Source organism: Piscirickettsia litoralis, from assembly GCF_001720395.1.
GTDB lineage: Bacteria > Pseudomonadota > Gammaproteobacteria > Piscirickettsiales > Piscirickettsiaceae > Piscirickettsia > Piscirickettsia litoralis.
The window spans coordinates 327,123-342,163 of the sequence record NZ_MDTU01000001.1 but is presented as its reverse complement, the minus strand read 5'-3'; the positions used below and the strand labels follow the sequence as shown (position 1 = coordinate 342,163).

At 38.6% G+C, this 15,041-nt stretch carries 19 protein-coding genes and 1 pseudogene; 12 read left to right on the top strand and 8 right to left on the bottom strand.

Annotated features, from left to right (window positions below; translation table 11 throughout):
• Nucleotides 1-40 precede the first annotated feature (40 nt).
• The 3 genes and pseudogenes from BGC07_RS22930 to BGC07_RS01555 all read left to right on the top strand — a co-directional run bounded on the left by BGC07_RS22930 (nt 41) and on the right by BGC07_RS01555 (nt 1,510).
• Nucleotides 41-214, top strand: coding sequence for a pyroglutamyl-peptidase I family protein (locus BGC07_RS22930; RefSeq protein WP_268801689.1), 174 nt, complete (start codon nt 41-43; stop codon nt 212-214).
• A pseudogene (locus BGC07_RS19170) lies at nt 181-510 on the top strand (pyroglutamyl-peptidase I family protein); the annotation flags it as partial. The gene BGC07_RS22930 and the pseudogene BGC07_RS19170, both read left to right, overlap by 34 nt.
• Nucleotides 511-568: 58 nt before the next feature.
• Nucleotides 569-1,510 (top strand): SMP-30/gluconolactonase/LRE family protein, encoded by a 942-nt coding sequence (locus tag BGC07_RS01555; RefSeq protein ID WP_077216691.1) that lies wholly within the window; start codon nt 569-571, stop codon nt 1,508-1,510.
• Nucleotides 1,511-1,702: 192 nt separating this feature from the next.
• Here the strand turns inward: BGC07_RS01555 and BGC07_RS01550 are convergent, their stop codons facing one another.
• Nucleotides 1,703-2,551 (bottom strand): alpha/beta fold hydrolase, encoded by an 849-nt coding sequence (locus tag BGC07_RS01550; protein ID WP_069311691.1) that lies wholly within the window; start codon nt 2,549-2,551, stop codon nt 1,703-1,705.
• Nucleotides 2,552-2,704: 153 nt separating this feature from the next.
• Between BGC07_RS01550 and BGC07_RS01545 the strand changes: the two genes are divergently transcribed.
• The 7 genes from BGC07_RS01545 (at nt 2,705) to BGC07_RS01525 (ending at nt 7,618) form a co-directional block, all read left to right on the top strand.
• Nucleotides 2,705-3,364 (top strand): hypothetical protein, encoded by a 660-nt coding sequence (locus BGC07_RS01545; protein WP_069311690.1) that lies wholly within the window; start codon nt 2,705-2,707, stop codon nt 3,362-3,364.
• A 429-nt stretch (nt 3,365-3,793) separates the two neighbouring features.
• Nucleotides 3,794-5,029: an MFS transporter gene (locus BGC07_RS01540; RefSeq protein WP_069311689.1), complete on the top strand. Its 1,236-nt coding sequence runs from the start codon at nt 3,794-3,796 to the stop codon at nt 5,027-5,029.
• Nucleotides 5,030-5,163: 134 nt separating this feature from the next.
• Nucleotides 5,164-5,454 (top strand): transposase, encoded by a 291-nt coding sequence (locus BGC07_RS21080; RefSeq protein ID WP_201258087.1) that lies wholly within the window; start codon nt 5,164-5,166, stop codon nt 5,452-5,454.
• A gap of 7 nt (nt 5,455-5,461) precedes the next feature.
• Nucleotides 5,462-6,070, top strand: a complete 609-nt coding sequence (locus tag BGC07_RS19880; protein ID WP_078056962.1) for an IS3 family transposase — start codon at nt 5,462-5,464, stop codon at nt 6,068-6,070.
• A gap of 13 nt (nt 6,071-6,083) precedes the next feature.
• Nucleotides 6,084-6,305 (top strand): IS3 family transposase, encoded by a 222-nt coding sequence (locus BGC07_RS23760; RefSeq protein WP_158006828.1) that lies wholly within the window; start codon nt 6,084-6,086, stop codon nt 6,303-6,305.
• Nucleotides 6,306-6,579: 274 nt separating this feature from the next.
• Nucleotides 6,580-6,900: a hypothetical protein gene (locus BGC07_RS01530; protein ID WP_069311688.1), complete on the top strand. Its 321-nt coding sequence runs from the start codon at nt 6,580-6,582 to the stop codon at nt 6,898-6,900.
• Nucleotides 6,901-7,273: 373 nt separating this feature from the next.
• Entirely contained in the window at nt 7,274-7,618 is a 345-nt protein-coding gene (locus tag BGC07_RS01525) for a hypothetical protein (RefSeq protein ID WP_139121577.1), read from the top strand.
• A 96-nt stretch (nt 7,619-7,714) separates the two neighbouring features.
• Here the strand turns inward: BGC07_RS01525 and BGC07_RS01520 are convergent, their stop codons facing one another.
• Together BGC07_RS01520 and BGC07_RS01515 are read right to left on the bottom strand one after the other, a co-directional pair.
• On the bottom strand, nt 7,715-9,076 hold the full coding sequence (locus tag BGC07_RS01520; protein WP_069311686.1) for a fimbria/pilus outer membrane usher protein: 1,362 nt from the start codon (nt 9,074-9,076) through the stop codon (nt 7,715-7,717).
• Between the two features lie 11 nt (nt 9,077-9,087).
• Nucleotides 9,088-10,206, bottom strand: coding sequence for a hypothetical protein (locus BGC07_RS01515; protein ID WP_069311685.1), 1,119 nt, complete (start codon nt 10,204-10,206; stop codon nt 9,088-9,090).
• 78 nt (nt 10,207-10,284) lie between these two features.
• Here BGC07_RS01515 and BGC07_RS01510 point away from each other — a divergent pair, with 78 nt between their 5' ends.
• Nucleotides 10,285-11,130, top strand: a complete 846-nt coding sequence (locus tag BGC07_RS01510) for a DUF4402 domain-containing protein (protein WP_077216690.1) — start codon at nt 10,285-10,287, stop codon at nt 11,128-11,130.
• A gap of 43 nt (nt 11,131-11,173) precedes the next feature.
• On the opposite strand, the gene BGC07_RS01505 is transcribed toward BGC07_RS01510, so the two are convergent.
• Genes BGC07_RS01505 through BGC07_RS01495 form a run of 3 tightly spaced genes read right to left on the bottom strand, consistent with a single transcriptional unit; the run spans nt 11,174 to nt 12,725 of the window.
• Entirely contained in the window at nt 11,174-11,953 is a 780-nt protein-coding gene (locus tag BGC07_RS01505; protein WP_077216689.1) for an AraC family transcriptional regulator, read from the bottom strand.
• Between the two features lie 35 nt (nt 11,954-11,988).
• Nucleotides 11,989-12,396 (bottom strand): metallophosphoesterase family protein, encoded by a 408-nt coding sequence (locus tag BGC07_RS01500; RefSeq protein ID WP_069311684.1) that lies wholly within the window; start codon nt 12,394-12,396, stop codon nt 11,989-11,991.
• Nucleotides 12,378-12,725, bottom strand: coding sequence for a metallophosphoesterase (locus tag BGC07_RS01495; RefSeq protein ID WP_069311683.1), 348 nt, complete (start codon nt 12,723-12,725; stop codon nt 12,378-12,380). The genes BGC07_RS01500 and BGC07_RS01495 overlap by 19 nt, the downstream gene beginning before the upstream one ends.
• Before the next feature lie 97 nt (nt 12,726-12,822).
• Here BGC07_RS01495 and BGC07_RS01490 point away from each other — a divergent pair, with 97 nt between their 5' ends.
• Nucleotides 12,823-13,449, top strand: a complete 627-nt coding sequence (locus BGC07_RS01490) for a thioredoxin fold domain-containing protein (protein WP_069311682.1) — start codon at nt 12,823-12,825, stop codon at nt 13,447-13,449.
• Here BGC07_RS01490 and BGC07_RS01485 read toward each other — a convergent pair.
• On the bottom strand, nt 13,446-13,817 hold the full coding sequence (locus tag BGC07_RS01485; protein ID WP_069311681.1) for a response regulator: 372 nt from the start codon (nt 13,815-13,817) through the stop codon (nt 13,446-13,448). The two genes, BGC07_RS01490 and BGC07_RS01485, sit on opposite strands and share 4 nt — an antisense overlap.
• A 113-nt stretch (nt 13,818-13,930) precedes the next feature.
• Nucleotides 13,931-15,041, bottom strand: a 1,111-nt coding sequence (locus BGC07_RS01480; RefSeq protein ID WP_069311680.1) for a homogentisate 1,2-dioxygenase, incomplete at its 5' end; no start/stop codon positions are given.

The window sequence follows — 15,041 nt, the reverse complement described above, 5'->3', positions numbered from 1 at the left end:
GACTGATTTAATTGGACAGATTCAACCGGATCTCGTGATTATGTTGGGAGAATATGGTGGCCGAGCAATGATAACTGTTGAGCGACTTGCACATAATCTAAATGATTCAAAGAGGTATGGGTTACTGACAATTGTGGAAACACGTTACAAGAGCAGCTCACAGAGCCTAATGGTCCAGTTGGATATTATTCAACGCTTCCTCTTAAGGCGATAGTAAAAGAGATGAGAGAGCATGGTGTTCCATCTGATATATCAGACGCAGCGGGGACATTTTGCTGTAATCACCTGATGTATGGTGTTTTGCATTTTTGTGCCGTAAATAATTTGCCTGTTCGAGCAGGATTTATTCATTTGCCTTATCTGCCTAATGTTGCAGCAATGCCTGACAATTTAGGGGCTCCGAGCATGTCATTAGATGTTGCAGTTAAAGGGGTTAAAGTTGCCATTGGTGCAGCTCTGGAGCACTCCTCTGATATACAAGAGACCGTCATGTCTCGTTTCCAAATATAACCAATATTTGATATTGAAGTTATGTATATGATTTTTCAGCATAGGCCAAGGGTAGGTAATGATGTCGATTGCTAAAAAAAACATTGAGATAATTAATATTTGTAAGAGTCAAGATGGATTGGGTGAAAGTCCAATATGGTGTGAAGAAGAGCAATCTCTCTATTGGTCAAACCATGTGCTTGCCAACCTGAATGACCGTAATGTCACAACTCATGAAAAGCCGAGCATCAAGCGCTTTAACACAATGACTAACACGTTAAGTACTTGGGATATGCCAGAACAAGTGGGGTCGTTTGGGTTTAGGGAGCAAGGTGGATTGATTGCTGGAGTTAATTCAGGGTTTTGCACGATTGACTTGGAAAATGGTGTTGTCGATTTAATTGTAGACCCGGAAAAAGAGCTGATAAATAACCGTTTTAATGACGGTAAAGTTGATCGTAGAGGGCGCTTTTGGTGTGGTTCTATGGATACTACTGTATCTACTGAGTCAGCTCATATCTATCTTTTGGATCAAAACTTAACGAGTCACATGGTTGCTCCAAATTATTCATTTGTAGTGAGTAATGGCATCGCTTTCAGTCCTGATGACCAGAATATGTATTTTGCAGATACTTTTAGGAAAATGATTTATGTTTTCAATTTTGATTTAGAGGAGGGCCGAATATTTAATCAACGGGAATTTTTCTCGACGTCAGAGTTTCCAGGGTTTCCAGATGGTGCAACTGTTGATTCCGATGGGTACTATTGGATTGCGCTTACCCAAGGAGGAAAGATATTACGTATAAGCGCGACAGGAAAACTTGATCGAGTCATTGATATGCCAATTCCTACTCCAACATGTGTGACTTTTGGAGGAGATAATTATGAAACGCTTTATGTGACTTCACAAAAAGCATTTTTATCTCAAGAAGTACTACAAAAATATCCTGAGACAGGAGATGTTTTTGCTATTAATGGCTTAGGAGTTAAAGGTATGCCCGAGCCTAAATTTTTAGGATAGAGCTATCAACTATTAATTTAGTGTTCTTATTGTTTTTAGCATGTTATAGAAATTTCCTAACTAATATACGGCTCTGTGAGGGATGTTATGGCTCCTCACGTATAAACAGGAGACATTAATGCCTACTCGATGATAAGTATAGGGGTGCCAGGTTCACTATTTACTTGGTCAGTTAAGCTGGCACGTGTTGGGTTAGATGTTAATAAATTGTTGGACACATTGATTAAACTGTTCCGCAGCTTCGACGTGCATAAAATGATTGCCACCTTGATTTTCAGGGAAAATTTTTAATTGTGCATGTGGGATTTGTGATTGTAACCATTGTTGAGATTGAGGTGGATGTACACTTTTTTCTCCAGCGATAAGTAGCGTAGGGATATTAATACGCTGAATAACATCACGCCAATCTTGAGTGATATTATTAAAGTAAAGTGATGCGGCATGTGTCCCTGGAATGTCACTCATGCAGTGTGCTAGCCAGTTTTTTAGTGTTTGACTTGCTTGTGATGTTGTCATAGCATCGATAATTTCTCGAATAAAGTCAGCTTTATTAGGGCCAGACATTGAGTTGACTATGTGATAAAGAATTTTTTCATTATAAATAGCACCAAGCTGCTCTTTTTTGTGGTCAGGCCAATTTGGGTTTGCCATAAGGACTGCTGGTTCATCAATAAGAATTAATTTACTAAGATGAGTCCCGCCATGTAGATCCCAATAGTTATAGAGCACTGAGCACCCGAGGGAATGCGCTAAGATATTCACTTTGTCCAGGTGCTTGTGCTTAATGAGCTCATATAGATCTTGCGCAAAACGTGAAATACGATAGCCATAGTTAACTTTTTCTGATTTACCATGACCACACATATCAATTGCAATGACATGATAATGATGATCGAGTGATTCCAATTGATAGCGAAACTCTTCTGCTGCTAAGCCACCACCTGGAAGCATAACGATTGTTGGGCCTTTTCCTGCTTCGTAGTAGTGTAACTTAACACGATCACTTGTCATGAAGTAATGTGATTGAATGCTGTTTTTCATTATTGTCCTTTATTAGTTTTGATCTTATTATTATAGATAATAAGCCTACTAAAATATAAAAAATAGTTTTGAAATCTATATTATCTAGAATGTTCTAGATGTTATTGTTGTTATGGTTATAAATTATCAAATTGATCTGAGGTTAATTAGAAAATGCCAATTCCTGTAGTAATGAACTCTGGTGAAGTTAGAAGAAGCGGTAGTCATGATACACTCGCAACCGGGAGAAATTCCGAATTTAATGAAAATCTTTGTTCATTTGGAGGATGTATGGCTATTTACGCTGTTTCCGAAGACCTGTATGGATTATTCCATTTGCAGCTTACTGATAGAAATAAACAGGAATTAGGAAATTGGCTTCATAAAATAAAAGAATTCTCCGCTGCTTCAAAAATATCATTTTTTATAGGTAAACCTCATCCTAGTGGTAGGTATCCTGAAACATCAACCAAAGGCTGTTTGGAAAGGCGTTGTAAAGAAGAAGGTATAGATCACTTTGATGTCACCATAATGGATATGGCTGGTGTTACCTATGTTGAGGCGAGCAAGGACGGGATGCTATTGACTGATATTTCTGGTAGAGTTATTAAACATAAGACCTCAAAATACCAATGCGATAAAGACTATATACTTAACGAGTATCCTCAAGTTGATTACAACAATCTTGTTAAAGACGATCCAGATATAGGTGAACCTATATTAGATTCAGCGTCCACAAATAAGACTCCATTGCTACTTCAACAAAAATACGAACAATCAGAAGCAGCGAAAGGTAAAGAAAGCACGACATGTAGCCCGTGTAATATTTTATAGAGGAAGCATCAATACTATGGACTGTTTTAATCCATGTTCAAACTGTCTATAGTACTGTTTTCAGGTTGCATTGCAATTAGTGTTTTGATTTTTATAATTTTTATATGTAGAAAAAAGTGATGTTGATATAAAAATTAAAGGAACCTCGTAAAAATACGAGGTTCCTTTAATATGGCTATTGTATTATGGGTTGGTTTCGTTGTATATTAACATGTCCTTTATTTTAGAATAAAGTTAACTTTTTGAATTTGAATAAGGTTTTATAATGAAAACCTGTCCTTAGCCTGCGGGCTTACTGACCTTCCTCCTTTTCAAAGTCAGGGTGTATTCGATTTCATGCTTGTTTTGGCTAATCGAGTAAAATATAGATTGGAATCTAAGCTAATACTTTTATCGAGCTAGGTTTTTATTTTTTAATTAGGTTTTATTATGTCAAAAAATAATTCGTTATTTGCAATGTTGCCATTATTTTTGGTGTTATTCATTGATGGTATGGGGTTAGGTTTGCTTTTCCCTATTCTAAATGGAGTCATTGTTGACTCGTCATCTGGCTTTTTATCTCATGCAACATCTGTGGGTGTTAGAGAAATATTATATGGCCTTGTTGTCGGCATTTTTATGATTTGCTGGTTTTTTGGCGCGGCGGTTCTTGGTGATTTATCCGATACCATTGGCCGGAAGAAGGCATTAATGATCTGCTTGATTGGTTCATTCTTAGGATATTTGTTATCGGCCATCTCAATTATGATGGGGAGCTTAACGTTATTGATCTTAGGGCGTGTAATTGCAGGTTTTACTGCAGGAAGTCAACCTGTTGCACAAGCTGCGATTGTCGATGTGAGTTCTGAAGAGCATAAGACACGTAATATTGGTTTGATTTTATTGGCTGTTTCGCTTGGATTTGTATTCGGTCCGATTATTGGTGGTGTTCTCTCCGACTCTAGAATTTGGAGTGGCTTTAACTATGGAACACCTCTGTATTTCGCTTCTGTCATTTCATTAATTAATGCTGTTTTATTAGGTTTATTTTTTAAAGAAACCTTTTATAAAACAGAGAAGATTAAGATAAAACTTCATCATGCAGTTAATATTTTCATTTCAGCATTTCGTCATGAAAAAATTTGGAAGCTCTCTATTATAATGTTGGTGATGATTTTTGGATGGAGTAATTATTTTTCGTTTATTTCTGTTTATATGACGCAAACATATCATTTTGATACATTCCAGAACTCATTGCTTTTAGCTGCGATGGGGGTTGGGTTTAGTATCGGTTGTGGGTATTTAGTCGATTGGTGTGCTAAGCGCTATCCACTTAGCTATACGATTCGGGTGATGTTAATATTAACAGGTATTCTTGTATTACTTACATTGCTTATACATAACGCTTATCTCTCATATTTATTTACATTACTGATTGGCTTAACTCTAGCGGTTGCTTATTCGAGCATTATTACTTTGTTTTCGAACCAAGTCGGCCCAGACGAGCAGGGTTGGGTAATGGGTGTGACTGGGTCTATTATGGCATTATGTTTTGGCTTAACGTCGGTAAGTACAGGAGTGATTGCGAGCTTCAGTGGGGCAGCCATTCCGATTGTGCTTGCTGTCATCGGCTTGTTGGTGAGTGGTGCACTGTTTTATGTGTTTCGATTTGAAGATAATAAATAATTTTTAGAAAGGAAAAGTTGGGCTGACACTGCTATACATTTTGGGTGGTGTACTCATTTAATTGATCCACCACCTTATGAACTAGACCCGTTTTCTCGGACACTCCATTAGCGTATAAAATCAGGAGTTGTTCGATGACTAAACACCTTAAATATGATACCGAATTTAAAGCAAGAGCGATAAAGCTCGTTGAGGACTCAGACAAGTCTGTTGCTGAAATAGCTAATGACCTTGGTATCCGCACCAGTTGCCTCTATAGTTGGCTAAAAAAAGCAAGACAACCGGAAGAGGTCAAAGCTGCAATGAGCCATCTTAGTAAGCAAGAAAAGGAAATCAAAGAGCTTAAGCGTGAGTTACGGATAGTTAAAGAGGAGAGAGACATTTTAAAAAAGGCTGTGGGATACTTCGCGAAACCACCTCAGTGAAGTACTCATGGATAAAGCAACAGCGCGAAGTAGGATGAGTGAGATCCTATCTGTATCGACGTCAGGATTTTATGATTGGCTCAAGAGATTGCCTTCCAAGCGTGATCTAGCAACTGCTGAGCTTGATGCCCAAATACTGAAAATCCACAAGGAAAACAAGGGACGCTATGGCTCAACGCGTATACTAAGCGACTTACTGGCTCTTGGAATAAAATGCAGCCTTAACAGGGTTAAACGGCGAATGAAGAAGTTAGGTTTAAAATCGATTATCAAGCGTAAATTCAAGGTGACAACTGACTCTAATCACAAACTCCCTGTTGCTCCAAATTTATTGAAGCGAAATTTTGAAGCTACAGCACCTAACCAAAAGTGGGCAGGAGACATCACCTATATTCGAACAGCTCAAGGGTGGCTGTACTTAGCGGTGGTACTCGATTTATATTCTCGCTCTGTCATTGGTTGGGCCACCAGTAAGCGTATTAACCAAGAGTTAGTCTGTAATGCTCTCAAAAGAGCTTTGTGGCGGAGAGGCTTTCCTAAGGGGGTTATTATGCATACAGATCGTGGTTCGCAGTATTGCTCAAACAGCTACCAGCGTCTGTTCAAAAAAACATGAGCTGAAATGTAGCATGAGTAAGAAAGGTGATTGTTGGGATAACGCCGTTGTTGAAGGCTTTTTTAAAACCCTTAAGGTTGAGCAGGCTTATCAAACAAACTACAGCACAAGAGGAGAGGCCAAACAAGATATTTTTGAATATATCGAGGGTTACTACAATCGTAAAAGAAGGCACTCAAAACTTGACTATCAAACTCCTTATGAGTTTGAATTGTCTTATGAGAGTGCAGCATGAAAAATGTGTTCGTTAAAACGGGTCCAGTCCATTTTGGCCTCAATTTACTTGATGGAAGTAAAAACCTAATAAATATCAATTTAATACAGCATATCAAATAGTAATGCAATGTGTTTCTTTTTCAAAAAAATGAAAGCAAAAACGAATGTTTCCGCACTCATTTCGACATAAGTTACTTCAAAAACATAAAAACATCGTTAAAATTGATATGTCTAAAACATATTGTGAGTGAGATGCTATAGCTAATACCATATATTGATTATCTGGATTAACTATGGCGACAAAAAAACTAGCACTTTATTTTTATGGAACCTGGGCCAATAAGGATTTTCGATCATTAATAACTCCTGTTATTGTGGCAACAAACAGTATTATTGATCAACTTTATAATGAATCATTGGCCGAAGATAGAGAATATTACCCCGGGCCAGGTACTTCAAATAGTTATATAAATGCTAATTGGCTAGGTGGTGGTGCTGTTGGTGAACATGGCGTATCGAGTAATGTTAATAAAGCCTACACAAGAATTTTAGAAAAATTGATGTTTATAAAGTCAACAATCCTAGAAAAAATGCTTATAAATTCAAGAAATTAAACCTATTTGGCTTGAAACAACAGGGGCGAGAAAGGAAGCATTTAATAAAATATTAGATTTAAAATTTAAGCACCTTATCAGTGCTCATGGCGATGTTTTACACCATACAGCGTATGAGGGCGTGAAAAAAATTCGATCTTAGAAAAGTGTGTTTAATTGAGCAATCACGCAAAGTAATGATTTAGAGTTGGATTTTATACCATTATCGGAACTTAAGCAAACCCCTTATAATCTAATAGGATAGGCAAATAGTAAGATTTAGTGCGTTATGTTCCTGTATTTTAATAATTTTACATGTATTTTCGTTTTCTTGATATTCATTGGCTTTTCTCCAATTTATTCCAACATGACGCCAAAAATAACTGAAAATCCCGTGTTAAATGCGTCAAGTGACAGCCATCCAGAAATCGCTCAATTAAAACTTAGATTACCAGATTATGGTCTTTATTCTTCAGGCTTATTGAAAGTTAAGCCCGTTGCGATTAAAAATAATTTTATTACTGATGAAATCGTTTATTCGATGCAATTGTCTCCCCCTGACCCGATGTTATGGTTAGACCGTGTAAAAAAAGTAGAGCTAATGGATATTAATGGTTTGTACCTGGTTGAATTCCAGGAAATACGATACCACTACGCATCAGAAAGGTTACATTTTGAGTATCATATAAAGCCTTATCAGCAGAGCATATTTTTCTCATTTCATTATTACCTTTACTGATTCAATGAGATGGCTAAAATTTATTGTGCTGACTCTGAAACTTGTTCTTTAGTGACTCCCCAATACCATTGAAGCGCGCTTGCCCATAAACTAGATTCAGGGATGGTGAATTTTAATGGCTTTGGTGGATTTTTTTGCACCAAGTAATTTTAGTTCATAGTGACCCGGGATTAAACCTTCTGCCATAATAAAGCCATCTTTTGGCTCAATTTTGACAACGCTTACTTGTTCGTTATTATCTAGATTAATAATGCTTGCTCTAAGCCCTTCAGGAACACCACCTAAATAGAAAAGCTGGGCATCGAAACCTCCAGACCATGACAGGTCAGGATTATAAGTTTCATAAGTGCTTGGTCTCATTTCAAAAACAGGTGATGGTTTTGCCAGAACCAGATTAGCCGGTAATGTACTCATATCGATATTAACTTCCAGCCTTTGGTAAGTGGGGACAGCAACTGTGTAATAACCTTCTTTATCTGTTACAACAGGCTGGCCTCCCACTTCTAACTTAACGTTAGGGACGGGTTCAGCGGGAGAGCCATCTAATGCAGGTTGCATTAACCGACCGGTTAATGTTGCATTGTTAAAGTAGGTAGGATCCTGAGGGTGGGGGTTCAAACCAATAATATCAGAAAGTGAAATTCCAAATGTTACGCTATCTTGATTGCCGCCGATCGTAAAGCTGATGTTTGGAGAGTATTGCCAGGTCATATTGGCCGTCCAGCTATCTTCATTTTGTGTTTCTGTATAAGTGGCTGAAACCGTTAGCGGCTGGGTTTCGCCTAGAGTTAAATAATAATTTAGATTAAAGCCATTTAAGTCAGAGTTATTTTTAACCCAGTACTCTTGCGCATTTAGGCTACCGATGAAGGGTAAGTTTAAGAATATTTGGTAGCTAGCCCAAGGGTTACGGTCGTTTTCAGAGGTGAGTTTAATTGACCCTCCTTGCAGTTGTCCAGAAATCATTGCGTTAAAATTATGAGATAACGAAAAATCTTGATCTTGATAAGTGTCGGTAAACCGTGTTGATAACGATAACGTTGTGCTATCTAAGCTGTAGTTGTCTTGCAATGTCGTCCAACGTGTGGGAGTAACATCACCGATATAGTCAAAAGGTAAATTAGAAAATAATATTGAAGGAGGTGTGCCATTATCCAAACGTAAAGGACTGGTTATATTAACCCTTCGTTGTAAGAAAGACAGTTGGTTATTGGTGATTCCCGTATAATTTAGCAGTAGGGCATAGTCATTTCCTGCTTGGCTGGAAAAGGTTTCCCCGCTTAGGTTAATATCATGATTAAGTTGCCAAATAAGCTTAGAGCCGGCACCATTTTGATCATCAATATTTGCTTCTAACCCATATAAACCAAAGCTAAGTTCTGAGGTGAGTCCATAATCAACCCCAGCGTATTGATAGTGAATGCCATTTTGCTTGCCAAACCAGACTTGGGGGTTCAATTCTCCTTTGCCTAAACGAGGATGGTCACCTGCAATAGGAATTTTTTTTCTATTTTTGACCCATTCTTAAAAAAGAAAACCAGTGTGTAAACATCGCCTGATTTTGATCCAGAGTCTTGTATTAAATAGCGTCCAGATGAGTCAGAGTAAACTATTTTTCGTAAAAACCCATTTCGCCACACATCGATTTCAGTATTAGGTTGCGTGACACCATGATAGGAAAAGTTACCCTTTGTTTGCTGATTAACAGATGGGTAACGTTGATAGGAAAAGCCGTTTTCTAAAGAGTAACCAGAGATAAGTAGTGTATTGTCAATATAAATATCGCCAAGCTCAAATAGGTTGTTACCCTGCGGGTCTTGGCGTTGATAGTACCAACTGTAATCGGGGTTGTCCCATTGGGAGGTGTTATTGTATGTTGTGCTCAAAGAGCCTGATAACGTCCCTTTGAATAAATCAATATTTGTATATATGGAAGGTGAAGCGGTGAACTCACCGTCTGTAGTTTGAGTTAAACTTAATCGCGGAGATAGTTCCATATTCCAGGCAGGGGTCGGCCACTGTGCTGTTGCTGCGGCTAATTTTTCTCGCTTTTTGTTGACTCGTTGTGCCTCTTCAATAGATTGTTTATGCTTACTTTTAAGTTCATCAAGCTGCTGGAATTGTGGCTGCATGACAACTTTATAATTTTCTAAGCTCCAACTCATATGAATAGGTAGCCAGGTTTGCCAAAAGCTATATTTTAGCCAAAGAGCATTATCTTTCTTTACTAGAACACCTTTTGGTAATGGGTGCTCTTTACCTTTAATTGTATATATTTTCTTATCGGCATTGATGGTAAAAACTTGGTTGTCCGGTTGAAGAACAAGTTTACATGAATTGTTCGTGCATTCTATTTCAGTTTGCAGTTGTTTTAGCGTTGTTTTAATGTTTAGGTAAGGTGTATTCTCATTATCTGCTGCAACTAGTACCTGAAAAAAATCACTCTTCAATTGATTATTTGCCTGTAATCCAATATAGGCATCTGAAAGTTCTGGGGTCGCATGTACTGAAATAGAATAACTAAAGGAGCCAATAAATATCGCTTTAATTAGGGAGCTTCTAGTTTGTCTTTTTATTAAAGTTATCAAATAAACTTAACTCTATAGCGAATAGCATGTAAAATTTTCATAGAAGGGCGCTACTTAATATTGATAGGAATGTGATGTATGCATCTTAAAAAAACAACCTCTCTGCTTTCCCTGTTTCTATTCATATTTTGTTTTAAAAATGAAGGCTTTGCAAGCCAGGCCATTCAATTCACCTTAAATAGGCCCTTGAATATTACCTTGGCGCAAACTACAGCTCCCTCAATTGTTATGGTTGGGCCTGAAACTACTTATAGTGCACAAGTGAAAGTAGAAGGGAGCAAAAATGAAGATGTGTCTTTTACAATTGACAGCGCAAGTCAGAGGGTAAAACTAAGGAATGCTGGAAATAAAAAATTAACGATCAAAGGGCTACAAGTTAATCCGTCAAGATCACGGTTTAGCGACCAAGGCTTAGTGCTCGTTCATTTAGGCGGCAAAATTCGAATGAAGGCAAACCAAGCTCCAGGGAGGTATGAAGGCAACGCAGTTATGCAGGCTCGCTATACCAATGACCCAAGTATACAGCCGACAAATTACCCTGTGCGCTTAGTTGTGAATATTCTTGCGAAGATTAACGTAAACGTATTACGAAATTTAGATTTTGGCCAAGTCATTTCTGGAGCAAGCCAAAACCAGGTAAGAGTCAACCCCTCTTCTAGTGATACTCGTGCTGGGTGTATTTCTGTGGATGGAGAACAAAATAATAATATTAAAATTAATTACCCTGCCCAGGTTGATATGACACACGGGGCAAATTCACTCCCTGTTATTGTTAGCTCATCAATAGACAGCCAAGGAAACACCCTCAGATTGAATAATCAAGGCAATGGACAAATTTGCTTTGGAGGTCTATTAACTGTACCCGCGCATACTGTACCTGGTCAATATCGAGGTCGGGTTGATGTTCAAGTTTTTTACCCTTAAATGTAACTGGATATATATTCTTGTAAGAGAGTTGAAATCACATTTAATGAGGAATGTATTGAGAAGGCGTTTCTCCGGTTAAACGTTTAAACATTGTAATAAAAGCACTATCACTGCTAAAGCCTAATAATTGAGCGGTTTGAGTGACAGATCTTGTTGTACTTAAAAACTCAATGGAGCGAATAAGCTTGAGTTGTTGATGCCACTGGCTAAAATTCATCCCTGTTTCTTTTTTAAATAATCGGGTGAGTGTTCGGCTACTAGTGCCAACATTTTTGGCAATAGTTTGAATCGATAGGGATTGGTCAGTATGTTGCATAAGAATTTCTGTGGCTTTCTTAGCGCGTTTGTCCTGGGGCAGTGGAATAATATAAGGTGTTTTTTCTGCCCTTATAATTTCATCAACAATGACAGAAGCTAAGCGCAAATCGACAGAATTTAGCGTTTGTGTAATTGGGAATTCACAGGCGCGCTTGATCAGCTCACGAAGTAATGGCGTAACATTGATGACCTGAGGAACTTGGGGAAGGTTGTTAAAGTATGTTGTATTAAAATAGAGATTGCGTGACTTTAATATCCCGTGTGTTTTTCCTTGATGAGGTGTTTGTGGTGGGATCCAAGCGGCTTTTGTCGGTGGAAGGATAGAAACTTGGCTGTTTGTGGTAATTAACATCGTGCCATCAATCGCATAAAGCAGTTGAGCGCGTTGATGTTGGTGCATAGAGGAATTTTCTTCGCTATCAACCGCAATGCCCAGTAATTGAGCTGGAGAGTCTTCTAAATCAATATTTGTTGAATCTGCTTTATTTTTGTAAAAAGGCACGAATGCTTCATTCCTGTTTCTTTGTGGCTTGTTGTTTAGTTTATCCAGTGAACTCTTTTTTGATAATGTGTTGGTGTGAATAAATATTCGGTATAACCAAAACGCAGATCAAAAGCGATTTCTCTTGCACCTTTTTCCCATTGTAAACAGGTTGCAATGCCTGATTCTAGGGTGAAATTATCATGTTGAACGGTATAATCGCCATGAACGTGACCGACCAGTATCATATCTATATTTTGATGCTGCGTTAAAGTATCGCCGTTTTTCATAATATAGTGGTCAATAATGGGTGTTGAGACAGCAATAGGGTGATGATGAACAACGACAATATTTCTGTGCTGCTCTGAAAGATATTGCTTCAGTTTATTTTGCTCGGAGAGGCTTAGAAAGCCAGCATCGTCACCAGGATTTGGGCTATTACTATCTAAAAAATAAAACGCCAAGGATGAATATTTAAACAGTCTGTTTTTATAAAGTTTGGGTATTTAGCAAAGATAGCATCGACACATTTTTGATCATCATGGTTGCCAGCAATCCAATAAATGGGCGTGTTTAAGGCGCTTAAACGCTTGGCCGCATAATGATAGCTTTCAGGACTCTCATCTTGAGAGATATCACCTGTAAGGAAGATAAGCTCTTTATCTTGTTGTGCTAATTTAGCGATTACTTGCTCAAATCGTTGATTGGTCTTTACGCCATACATTGATTTTTCATGATCAGAGAATAAGTGGGTATCGGTGACTTGAATGATTTTAGTTGTATGGCTTATCATAAGTTTGTGTCTTATATAATCTTAGTATTAAAATGGTTCAACTACGGAGTTATGATACTCTCGGCTCTGAAAAATTCAATCGTGTGAGGATGATGAAGTGCAATTAAAAAAATGGTTGGCATTATTGGGCATCGGTAGTTTATGCCTGACGGGGAGCTTAACTGTAAATAGCTATGCTGCAACAACGGCAGTAGCTGGTGGGACTGTTTCAACACAAGAATCACCTGCGGATCGACTGTTAAAGCAAGTTTCAGAAACGAAATGGTTTAGTGAAGGGAAAACGAACGCACCTCATCAGTTGTATTTGATTGCAGAGCCTAATTGCTCTATTTGCCATATTCTCTATGACAAGCTGAAACCTTATGTGAAAAGTGGTCAGCTATCAATTCGTTGGGTTATGGTGGCTTTTATTCGTGACAACAGTGCAGGTAAGGTCGCTGCAATTTGGTCTGCACAAGACTCTGTAAAAGCACTCGCGAAGGATGAAGCTGGGTTTAATATGGCGAAAGAAAGTGGTGGAATTGAGCCTATCGCTGCAAACAAAATCCCACTCAATCTGACGATGGCATTAAAGGGAAATATGATTTTTTTCCAGAACAGTGGATTTGCAGGCACACCATCACTGATTTATCGGGATAAGCAAGGTAAAAGCCATATCAGTGGTTTCCCACGAGGTGATATTAAAGCGTTTGTTGATAAACTTGGTAAATTGCCTTCAACCTAACTCCAGCGTACCCAGAGATCATCTAAGGCGTGAAGGATGGTCTCTTTACTGCAACCTTTTTCTAGTAAGTACTCGATAATATCACTTTCTATGGCATTTCGAATGCCAGGTTCTCCTGTGTAACCTGTCAGTAAAACTCGGCGTGCATCAGGTTGCTTTTCATAGGCATGCTTTAAAACATCAATGCCTGAAATATCCCCCATACGCTGGTCCGAGATAACCGCGTCAAAACTTTGTTTATTTAGATAGTCAATTGCTTCTTGGCCTGATGAGGCCTCGGTAATGACAACATCTTTATGCTTTAATGGGATCAGCCGAGCGAGTGAAAGCAATGCATTTTTTTCATCATCGACGATTAATATATTCATAATTATCCAAGGTTGTTTGATTGTATGAATTTTTAATTATAAGTATAAGAGAAAATAAGAAATTAGTAATGATAGAGGGAGTGTCGCCCCCTCATGTTCATAAGTAATTAGAATCAGACTTTAAAGTGTTTTGATAAACCAGACCAACAGTCGACATAATCTTGTTGCTGATGTTGATTTGCGTAGTCTGTGTATTGCCAAACTTTATTTGACTCAAGCATAAAGGCAAGTGTTTTATCATAATATGCAGGTTCTAATTTTTGATGAGAGGCAGCTTCAAATACGGTGCTGTCTGGGCCGTGGCCTGCCATACAATTATGAATACTGATGCCACCTGGCTCAAACCCGTCGGCTTTTGCATCATAAACTCCTTCAATCAGTCCCATGCATTCGCTCATGACATTACGATGAAAATAAGGGGGGCGGAAGGTATTTTCGACAGTGAGCCAGCGCGGTGGGAAAATAACAAAGTCCATATTTGCTGTCCCAGCCTGTGAGCTTGGGGAGGTGAGTACCGTAAAAATACTTGGATCAGAGTGGTCGCGGTTGACATTCCAGACCGGTGAGAAATCACTGAGATCATAAAGGAAAGGAGTGAGATTACCATGCCAGGCAACAACATCTAAAGGAGAATACTCGCTTTGTGAAACCCAGAATTTACCGTTAAATTTGGCAATGATATCGAACGGCCCTTTTTTATCTTCATAAGCCGCATGAGGGGCAATAAAGTGGCGTTCTTCGGTGAGGCCGTTTGCACCAATGACGCCGCGGTCAGGAAGAATAAATGGGTGACCGTAGTTTTCGTGCAAATAGCCTTCTACAGGACCATCAACATCAATACGCATACGGACACCGCGCGGTACAATTGCGATGCTACCAGGGTTTACAGCTAACACTCCAAACTCAGTGTGAAGGGTGAGAGCGCCCGCAGATGGGATAAATAGCATCTCAGCATCTGTGTTGTAAAAATAGCGTTTCATACTGGTATTGGCTTGATATTGATGAATTGCGCCGCCATCAAAGCCACTGATTGAACCATTGACGGTCACGGTTGTAATACCATCAAGAAAATCTGTTGTGTTTGCTGAGGGTTTGAGTCGAGAAAGACGCAGCTGTGTTGGTGGGGTATTGAACTCTTGTCCGATTGCACTTTGCCATTTGGGCAAGTCAAAATTTTCAAAGCGACTTGCATGTTTTACCGAAGGGTGGATGCGGTAGAGCCAA

Bases quoted from the DNA above. Each gene is read 5' to 3' on its own strand.
- BGC07_RS22930 (WP_268801689.1), top strand. From the start codon at position 41: ATGTTGGGAGAATATGGTGGCCGAGCAATGATAACTGTTGAGCGACTT.
- BGC07_RS01545 (WP_069311690.1), top strand. From the start codon at position 2,705: ATGCCAATTCCTGTAGTAATGAACTCTGGTGAAGTTAGAAGAAGCGGT.
- BGC07_RS23760 (WP_158006828.1), top strand. From the start codon at position 6,084: ATGAGTAAGAAAGGTGATTGTTGGGATAACGCCGTTGTTGAAGGCTTT.
- BGC07_RS01510 (WP_077216690.1), top strand. From the start codon at position 10,285: ATGCATCTTAAAAAAACAACCTCTCTGCTTTCCCTGTTTCTATTCATA.
- BGC07_RS01550 (WP_069311691.1), bottom strand. From the start codon at position 2,551: ATGAAAAACAGCATTCAATCACATTACTTCATGACAAGTGATCGTGTT.
- BGC07_RS01555 (WP_077216691.1), top strand. From the start codon at position 569: ATGATGTCGATTGCTAAAAAAAACATTGAGATAATTAATATTTGTAAG.
- BGC07_RS21080 (WP_201258087.1), top strand. From the start codon at position 5,164: ATGACTAAACACCTTAAATATGATACCGAATTTAAAGCAAGAGCGATA.
- BGC07_RS01495 (WP_069311683.1), bottom strand. From the start codon at position 12,725: ATGATAAGCCATACAACTAAAATCATTCAAGTCACCGATACCCACTTA.
- BGC07_RS01530 (WP_069311688.1), top strand. From the start codon at position 6,580: ATGGCGACAAAAAAACTAGCACTTTATTTTTATGGAACCTGGGCCAAT.
- BGC07_RS01485 (WP_069311681.1), bottom strand. From the start codon at position 13,817: ATGAATATATTAATCGTCGATGATGAAAAAAATGCATTGCTTTCACTC.
- BGC07_RS19880 (WP_078056962.1), top strand. From the start codon at position 5,462: ATGGATAAAGCAACAGCGCGAAGTAGGATGAGTGAGATCCTATCTGTA.
- BGC07_RS01540 (WP_069311689.1), top strand. From the start codon at position 3,794: ATGTCAAAAAATAATTCGTTATTTGCAATGTTGCCATTATTTTTGGTG.